Genomic DNA, 8,264 nt, shown 5'->3' with positions numbered 1-8,264 from the left:
TTTGGCTAGAGCGGAGATCTCTTCATCAGTCATGTCAAAGAAACTTGTAGCTGTTGATTTGCCATCGACCAGTGACTCAGCGCTGTGTATTGTTGTTTTATGGTTTGACATCATTCCAGCTTTGCAAAATTTACCGAGATTCTACTCAATTAGATTGTAGCAAATCGGAACCATATCCGATCGAGCATAACGATCGAGTAAGATAAATTATGAGAGCTATCGCCATATGAATACTGCCTTAATTCGACCGATTAAAACAGAATTTGACCACCAGAAGGCTTTATTAATCAAGATAAAGTGGCTCTGACTTTATCGATAGAACCCAGAACACTAACTCCATTAGGACAGGACTTCGCTCTAAATTCAGATAACAATTCAGGAGTTAAGTCTAGTGTCCGTGTTAAAAAATTTAGATCTGATTGTTCTTTTTTCAGTTCTGATTGAGTCAAGAGATGATTCAGAAAGATTACATCCTGGTCTTTTCGCGATTTTTTTAATTCCCAGAGCGAATCTAGACTATAGAAGTGAATATCCAGATATTCATATATAGTGAAAATTAATGTAACAAATATTTTTAGAAATAAATTAATTTTATTGTCGGATAACGGGTCGGAGAGCGTAATAACGACGTAGCCAACAACTTGATTTAGCATATCAGAAACATGTGTAGCTAAACTTATAGCTTGTTTGTGTATTTCCTCACAATCATCATCATTTGAATAATTATATTCGTAATCTTCTATAGATGTAGCTATTTTTTCAGTCAGAGACTCTATCTCTAGCTCTTGTATATCCATGCCTCCAGCAATTTGCCATAACTCATCCATAGTAGCTCGAAGATTAGACATATCGAGTGAATCATCACAACCATCAATAAGTGTCCATATTGGCAGCATTCTTTCACAACAAGAGCAGAAAAAAGCAACTTGATGATGAAAAGGCAGTTGTTTTACTTGAATTGCTATTTCTACAAAAGGAATAAATTCAGATAGATTTTTTTCTTGTTCTATTGCATCTTTTACTGTTAATACCATAAATACCTCTAAATGTAGTTGTCAATTAGTATAGTGATATCGACAAGAAATAATCGTCAAATATTTATCTTCCATTGCATAAACCAACCGATTTGTGTCATCAATCCGCCGCGACCAAAAACCAGCTAAATTCTCACGCAAGGGTTCTGGTTTACCGATGCCCTTAAATGGTTCGCGCATCATTGCCTCGATTAGTTTATTAATTCTTTTGAGCGTCTTTTTATCCTGCCCTTGCCAATAAAGATAATCATCCCAAGCCTCATCAGTCCAAGTCAGTCTAGTCATCTAGCAAGTCGCGTACTACCGCTTTTCCTTGCTTGAATTGGGCGATCGATCGTTCTAAATGGGCTGCATTTGCGGGAGACTTTAATAAATGTACTGTCTCCATCAGACTATTAAATGATTCCAACGACATCACCACTACGTCTTCAGCATCGCGGCGAGTGACGATCGTATAATCGGCATCTGCCACTACTCGATCGAGCACCGTCTTGAGGCTATTTCTGGCTTCACTGAAGGAAACAACTTTCATGCTATACTCGTACAACTATTGGTACAAGTATAGCAAGTAACGTTCGATCTATCCACTCTTAACTATTCACTACCCACTATCCACTAATTTATGTCCTACTCATTAATGATTCATGGTGGTGCTGGTGCCTTAGAAGATCTCAAACACGAAGCCAGCGAAGCAACATTTCACGCGAGTATCACCGCAATTTTAGAACGGGGGCGCGAACGCTTAGAACGGGGCGATAGTGCCTTGGATGTGGTGGAATATTGCGCTAGCCTGCTCGAAGACGATAAGCTTTACAACGCGGGCAAAGGTTCGGTGCTCAATGCCGATGGTAAAGTGGAGATGGATGCCGCATTGATGGATGGACGCGATTTGCGGGCGGGCGCGGTGGCTTGTTTGCGAAATATCAAAAATCCGATTTCGCTAGCGCGGCGGGTACTGGAGCATGGCGAACATGTGCTGCTGATGGGCGATGGTGCCTTAGAGTTTGCAAAATTTTGTCAGATCGAAACTTACCCGGATGATTACTTTATTACCGAGGCGCGAATCAAGCAGCTAGCCGAAGTGCAGGTAGTTGGGGGCATGACATTAGACCACGAACGAGTTAAGCCGTCTCAGAAGTTAGGGACAATCGGAGCAGTAGCCCGCGATATTCATGGCAATCTCGCGGCGGCGACATCTACGGGTGGACTGGTAAATAAACGGTGGGGACGCGTTGGCGATACACCGATCGTCGGTGCGGGAGTGTTTGCTGATAATGACACCTGTGCGGTGTCAGCAACGGGCTACGGCGAACAGTTTTTGCGGACGGTGTTTGCGAAGACGATTTCTGATTTCGTCCAGTTTCGGGGCATGGATGCTCAAGCTGCGGCACAGGCGGGAATCGATTATTTGGTCGCAAAGGTCAATGGGAACGGTGGGGCAATTGTCATCGATGCGGCGGGACGCTGCGCGGCGGCGCAGTCTACTTCGGGTCTGATTCGCGGCTGGATCGAGTTGGGGGGCGAAACCCATTGTAAGCTAGGTTAATGGTTGCTTGGAGTCGATCGCGATCGGATCATCACAACCACATTTAAGAAGCTATGTGTAGAAGCTATTTTTTAGGTTTTACCTTTTACCCATTACCTTTTACCTTTTACCCATTACCTTTTACCCATTACCTCTTACCTTTTACCTCTTACCTCTTACCTTTTACCCATTACCCATTACCCATTACCTCTCCCCTCTTCCCTCTTCCTAAATTCATGACATCTAAGTCGAACCCACGTTGATGCTACTGTAGATTCAGGCGAAGACAAATAGCTAACCAGATCTTCAGCGATCGAGCAATGTTACTAGAGATTGACTACCAATCGCTCGCGCGTCAATTAGCTGCAATAATTGACTCTGATTCGAGGTTTAACCGCCTGTGATGAAAACTTAACTCCCAACTATTCAATTATGGATGCTAGAGAACTGTTTGAAAAAGGTGGCCCGGTAATGTGGCCGTTGTTTGGGCTATCGATTTTATCCTTAGCGACTATTCTAGAACGGCTGTGGTTTTGGTTTAAAACCACTAGGAGAGAGGAAGAACTCGTCGAACGCGTGCTTGAAGCTGGTGCCAATGACGAATGGGACACCGCCGCTCAGATTGCCAAGCAAGAGCGCAATCGTAAGCCAATCGGGCGATTTCTCTACTCTCCGCTCAAGCGGACAAATCCCGATCCCGAGACATTTAAGCTCGCACTCGAAGCCTCCGCAGAAGATGAGATCGCGCTGATGCGCAGAGGTGACAAGACGCTGGAGTCAGTCATTGCCTTGTCACCATTACTCGGATTGCTCGGAACTGTATTGGGTTTGATTCGGTCATTGAGTGGAATTAAACTTGGCGATCTCGGTACTTCATCTGCCTCGAATGTGACACTTGGGATTAGCGAATCATTGATCACGACAGCGGCTGGGATGGTAGTGGCGATCTTCAGTTTGGCTTTTTATCGCCTATTTCAAGGACTGATCTTCAATCAAGTGAAGTTATTTCGCGGTGCTGGCAATCAGCTAGAATTGTTATATCGGGAACATTGGCTCAATGTAGGCGGTAAATCATTTGCAGAGCCTCTCCCAGGGAAAATCGTGCGGATCGAACCAGAATCGATGCCCTAAGTTTAGAAGTGTTGAAGCGTAGGGTGTGTTACTTGTGCAGGATAACGCACCCTAAGATTTGTGGGGTGGACTGACAAAAGATCCGCCCGAGGATCGGCCGCCATCCCGCACTAGCTAGACAGCGCAAATCGCATAATTTACCCAGCCGAAAATAAATATATTTATCGAGATCCGAGCGACTATCGGTCGATCGATAGATAATAGACAATTAGCACAAGCTCGGATCCGATCGCAAATTGATAGCCAGAATCCGTATGAATCGGGACAATCCTTAGTCCGGATCGACAGTCCAGTAAATAAATATTTATAATTTAATTCTAAACTCGCGAGGTTTATTTGTGTCTCAACGTGTCATTGAAGTAGCAACGATCCCAGCACTGCCTGTCATTTCGGCGATCGCGCAAACCCAGACGGGAGCTTATGCGCTCCTCGATAGCCTGTACCGTCATGGTGTCGAACATATTTTCGGCTATCCAGGTGGCGCGATCCTGCCCATTTACGATGAAATTTATCGCTTTGAAGCTGCTGGCAAACTCAAGCACATCCTCGTCCGTCACGAACAGGGTGCCGCCCATGCTGCCGATGGCTATGCCCGCGCTACAGGGCAAGTGGGGGTATGTTTTGCTACTTCTGGCCCCGGAGCCACCAACCTCGTTACCGGGATCGCCACCGCCCAAATGGACTCAATTCCCTTGGTAGTTGTCACCGGACAAGTTCCCAGCCATGCGATCGGTACCGACGCCTTTCAAGAAACCGATATCTACGGTATCACCCTACCGATTGTCAAGCATTCTTATGTCGTCCGCGACCCTGCCGACATGTCGCGGATTGTCGCCGAAGCTTTCTACATTGCCGCTTCCGGTCGTCCCGGCGTTGTACTGATCGATGTCCCCAAAGATATCGGGGCGATGGCGTGTGAATACGTCCCCGTCGCACCGGGCAATGTCAAACTCCCTGGCTATAAGCCCACCGTTCGCGGCAATCCCCGCCAAATCAATCAAGCAGTTCAACTGATTGCCAAAAGTCGTCAGCCCTTGCTCTACGTTGGCGGTGGCGCGATTTCTGCCAGCGCTCATGCTGAAATCAAACAACTCGCCGAATTGTTTCAACTCCCAGTCACTACTACCCTAATGGGGAAAGGTGCCTTTAATGAGCTGCACCCGCTCTCAGTCGGGATGCTGGGAATGCACGGTACTGCTTATGCCAACTGGGCGGTCACTGATTGCGACTTACTCATTGCTGTCGGCGCGCGATTTGACGATCGCGTTACGGGTAAATTAGAAGGATTTGCGGCTGATGCCAAGGTCATCCATATCGACATCGATCCTGCGGAAGTCGGCAAGAATCGCACCCCAGATGTCCCGATTGTCGGCGATATCAGACAAGTCCTGATCCAACTGCTCCAACGGGTACGCGAACTAGGCTTAGGTAACAAGCCAGAACAGACTAGAGCTTGGCTGGAAACGATCGACTGTTGGCGCACTGATAATCCTTTGGTAGCACCCAGCTATGAAGGTTTACTAGCACCTCAAGAAGTCGTCGTCGAATGTCGCCGTCAAGCGCCAGATGCTTACTACACTACCGATGTCGGTCAACATCAAATGTGGGCGGCGCAATTTCTCAATAACCTCCCCCGACACTGGATTTCGAGTGCGGGCTTGGGAACGATGGGCTTTGGCGTACCTGCGGCGATGGGCGCACAGATGGCACTCCCCCACGAGCAAGTAATTTGTATCAGCGGCGATGCCAGTTTCCAGATGAATCTTCAGGAACTCGGTACGCTCAAGCAATACGGTTTGAACGTGAAAATTGTCATCATCAATAATGGCTGGCAAGGCATGGTCAGACAGTGGCAGGAAGCTTTTTATGAGGAAAACTACTCTTCTTCGGAAATGGCCCCCTCTCAGCCCGATTTCATGCTGTTAGCGCAGGCTTATGGCATTAAGGGGATGACAGTAGATAGTCGCGAAGGATTACCAGACGCGATCGCCGCTATGTTAGCTCATGATGGCCCCGTGTTGCTCAATGCCCAAGTCAAGCGCAATGAAAATTGTTACCCAATGGTGCCTTCTAATAAGTCCAATGCGGAAATGGTCGGACTAGCTAAACCCAAACGGGCGAGTTCGGGTGCCCTCTCGATTCACTGTCGTAGTTGCGGTGCAATCCATACGGTCAATCACAAGTTCTGTCCCGAATGCGGCAGCCAGCAGTAACTAATCTGCAACATTTTACATGCCAAATAGCGGCGCAATTCATAAATTGCGCCGCTATTTTTATGGCGCTCGGAGGAACTTAGACGACATTAACTATCGTCGAAGGGATGAGAGGAACTTTGGTGGAGTGTGTTGGGTTTCGCTGTGGCTCAACCCAACCTACCTCTTACCTCTTACCTCTTACTCCTTACCTCTTACTCCTTACCCCTCACCCCTTACCTCTTAAAAATCCCCACGATCGCGATTTAATGTCTTAAGATCGGAACTAGTGGGGTCAAACTGTTCAAAGTTGACCTTTTGCCAAAATTAAATGTGCGACGCTCATAAGTAAACAGTAGATTATTGTGTGAGGTACGATCGTGTTTGAAATGGTTAGCTACAAAAAGTTTCGCGATACGCCCAGCGTGCGCTTCTTCGATATCACCGTTCCCGAATCCAACGTGCGGGATTTGGTAGTCCATCAAGGCCCAGCCATCAGTCCACCCGATAGCGATCGCGGCTACTGGCAATTTTATCTCCATCCCCACCAGGAGGACAATCTCTTAGCCATATCTGGCGGTCGGACATTCTATCTGGTGAATTTTACCTGGAATTACCCATATCATATTGTGCGCTTGGAGACCGATCGCGAGATTCTGCGGATTCCTAGGGGCACCTTCCATCGCTCTGTGTCCGATCGAAATGGGTCGGTCGTGATGAATCAAGCCGTGCGCGACCGGGAAGCGACTGTCAAGAGCGAGTTTCGCGTTTACAATAGCGGTATAATTCCCCGCTTGTTACGCGCGACATCCGCCTCGGCACCTTTACCCAAATTACACGGATTTCAGTGGTGAACTCAGTCAATATTGCTAACGAGATCGAGCTAGATAATTGTGATTATCTAGCTTTAATTATGATGAGGATCTAGAATTGCGAAAAGCTGTTTGGCTGACTAATGTCGATAGTCAAGTAATGAATTCTCGCGCCAATATAGCGCTCGGATTAGCACGTCTGGCACAGTTGGGATTTAATACAATCTATCCGGCGGTATGGCAACGGGGTTATACTTTGTATCCGAGTCCAGTAGCTCAGGAATTAACTGGCGAGCTAGTGTTGTCAAATAGTCCTTTTGTCGGACGCGATTTACTGACAGAAATTATTGAGTTAGCTCAACCATTAAACATCCGAGTAATTCCGTGGTTTGAGTATGGATTGATGCTACCACCTCAAAGCTCGATCGCCCGTCGATATCCAGATTTACTTAGCTGCGATAAGCAAGGCAATACCCAGCGGATTCAAGGTGCCAACGGTCAAAAAGATCCCCATGTTTGGCTCAATCCCTGTCACGATCGAGTCCGTAAATTTATCGTCGATCTAATTACCGATGTCGTCAAGCGATATCCAGTTGCAGGGATTCAATTAGACGACCATTTTGCCTTTCCAGTCGAGCTGGGTGACGATTCCCCAGGGGAGAGGCTACGCCAACGATTTACCCAACAGTTATTTAGCCACTCTGGTAGTAGACAGTGGGATGACTGGCGAGCGGGACAGTTGACATCATTGTTGCAAGAGATCGTCAGTTCAGTCAAAGCAATCCGCCACGATTGTCAAATTTCAATTTCCCCCAATCCCCTAGACTTTTCCAAACGGCGTTATTTAGTAGACTGGCAAAAGTGGTGCGAGTTGGGATTAGTCGATGAGTTGGTATTACAAGTTTATCGCGACGGGTTGGATCTATTCGATCGGGAGTTAGCCAAACCGGAAGTACGCGCGATCAACCACAAAATTCCTACCCTCATCGGCATTTTAACCGGATTGCGAACGCGATCGATCGCAACTGACACGATCGGATCGCAAGTTAATTCAATTATCCAGCAGGGATTTAGCGGCTATGCTTGCTTTTTCTACGAAACACTCTTTCACGAACGACTATCACCACAATCAGTCAGCAGAGATCCCCAGCAACTCATCGACATCTTCAACCCCAATCGCCCCTGATCTTCGCGCTTTAGTAACGAGCAGCGTAAATCCAAGAGATGGGAGATGGGAGATGGGGGACGGGGGGACTGAGAGACTGGGAGATGAAGAATCGTTCATTACCTTTTACCCATTACCTCTTACCTCTTACCTCTTACCTCTTACCTCTTACCTCTATCTCCTATTCCCTATCCCTAACCATTAAAAAATTCCTTAAATTGCCAAGATCGAGGGTATGAGGCTCCGACACGATCGGGTAGAATCCTTAGTATGCGAGTTTGTCGGTATTGTTTTGCGAGCGGTGCTAGCGTGCCAGCTCAATTGTATTGAAGATTGCTACCATCCTCTACATCGATCGAAACTCATGCAACTAGCTCCCTTTGGTTCTTGGAAATCACCGATTAC

The 8,264-nt window shown here is 47.0% G+C and carries 9 protein-coding genes; 5 read left to right on the top strand and 4 right to left on the bottom strand.

Features of this window, described 5'->3' with window-relative positions; translation table 11 throughout:
* Window positions 1-287: 287 nt before the first annotated feature.
* Genes RMO35_RS18665 through RMO35_RS18655 form a run of 3 tightly spaced genes read right to left on the bottom strand, consistent with a single transcriptional unit; the run spans window position 288 to window position 1,566 of the window.
* Complete coding sequence (locus RMO35_RS18665; RefSeq protein ID WP_309743029.1) at window positions 288-1,034, bottom strand: DUF416 family protein; 747 nt, start codon at window positions 1,032-1,034, stop codon at window positions 288-290.
* Window positions 1,035-1,055: 21 nt separating this feature from the next.
* A complete protein-coding gene (locus RMO35_RS18660; protein WP_309743027.1) occupies window positions 1,056-1,319 on the bottom strand; it encodes a Txe/YoeB family addiction module toxin in 264 nt (87 codons plus the stop codon).
* Window positions 1,312-1,566 carry a type II toxin-antitoxin system prevent-host-death family antitoxin gene (locus tag RMO35_RS18655; protein ID WP_309743025.1) on the bottom strand — a complete coding sequence of 85 codons (255 nt, stop codon included), beginning with the start codon at window positions 1,564-1,566 and terminating at the stop codon, window positions 1,312-1,314. Before RMO35_RS18655 ends, RMO35_RS18660 begins: the two co-directional genes overlap by 8 nt.
* Before the next feature lie 90 nt (window positions 1,567-1,656).
* Here RMO35_RS18655 and RMO35_RS18650 point away from each other — a divergent pair, with 90 nt between their 5' ends.
* Both RMO35_RS18650 and RMO35_RS18645 read left to right on the top strand, forming a co-directional pair.
* On the top strand, window positions 1,657-2,580 hold the full coding sequence (locus RMO35_RS18650; protein ID WP_309743023.1) for an isoaspartyl peptidase/L-asparaginase family protein: 924 nt from the start codon (window positions 1,657-1,659) through the stop codon (window positions 2,578-2,580).
* Window positions 2,581-2,991: 411 nt separating this feature from the next.
* Window positions 2,992-3,690: a MotA/TolQ/ExbB proton channel family protein gene (locus RMO35_RS18645; RefSeq protein ID WP_396135061.1), complete on the top strand. Its 699-nt coding sequence runs from the start codon at window positions 2,992-2,994 to the stop codon at window positions 3,688-3,690.
* Window positions 3,691-3,718: 28 nt separating this feature from the next.
* On the opposite strand, the gene RMO35_RS18640 is transcribed toward RMO35_RS18645, so the two are convergent.
* Entirely contained in the window at window positions 3,719-3,898 is a 180-nt protein-coding gene (locus RMO35_RS18640; RefSeq protein WP_309743019.1) for a hypothetical protein, read from the bottom strand.
* Between the two features lie 169 nt (window positions 3,899-4,067).
* Here RMO35_RS18640 and ilvB point away from each other — a divergent pair, with 169 nt between their 5' ends.
* The 3 genes from ilvB to RMO35_RS18625 all read left to right on the top strand — a co-directional run bounded on the left by ilvB (window position 4,068) and on the right by RMO35_RS18625 (window position 7,880).
* Complete coding sequence (ilvB, locus tag RMO35_RS18635) at window positions 4,068-5,903, top strand: biosynthetic-type acetolactate synthase large subunit (protein ID WP_309743031.1); 1,836 nt, start codon at window positions 4,068-4,070, stop codon at window positions 5,901-5,903.
* Between the two features lie 359 nt (window positions 5,904-6,262).
* The gene (locus RMO35_RS18630) at window positions 6,263-6,736 is read left to right on the top strand and encodes a redox protein (RefSeq protein WP_309743017.1); all 474 of its coding nucleotides are present in this window, start codon (window positions 6,263-6,265) and stop codon (window positions 6,734-6,736) included.
* A 76-nt stretch (window positions 6,737-6,812) separates the two neighbouring features.
* Window positions 6,813-7,880 carry a family 10 glycosylhydrolase gene (locus tag RMO35_RS18625; protein WP_309743015.1) on the top strand — a complete coding sequence of 356 codons (1,068 nt, stop codon included), beginning with the start codon at window positions 6,813-6,815 and terminating at the stop codon, window positions 7,878-7,880.
* Window positions 7,881-8,264 lie beyond the last annotated feature (384 nt).

The sequence above is a fragment of the Chamaesiphon sp. OTE_20_metabat_361 genome (genome assembly GCF_031364565.1).
This window is presented reverse-complemented; position numbering and strand designations above follow the sequence as displayed.

Bases quoted from the DNA above. Each gene is read 5' to 3' on its own strand.
- RMO35_RS18665 (WP_309743029.1), bottom strand. From the start codon at position 1,034: ATGGTATTAACAGTAAAAGATGCAATAGAACAAGAAAAAAATCTATCT.
- RMO35_RS18660 (WP_309743027.1), bottom strand. From the start codon at position 1,319: ATGACTAGACTGACTTGGACTGATGAGGCTTGGGATGATTATCTTTAT.
- RMO35_RS18655 (WP_309743025.1), bottom strand. From the start codon at position 1,566: ATGAAAGTTGTTTCCTTCAGTGAAGCCAGAAATAGCCTCAAGACGGTG.
- RMO35_RS18645 (WP_396135061.1), top strand. From the start codon at position 2,992: ATGGATGCTAGAGAACTGTTTGAAAAAGGTGGCCCGGTAATGTGGCCG.
- RMO35_RS18650 (WP_309743023.1), top strand. From the start codon at position 1,657: ATGTCCTACTCATTAATGATTCATGGTGGTGCTGGTGCCTTAGAAGAT.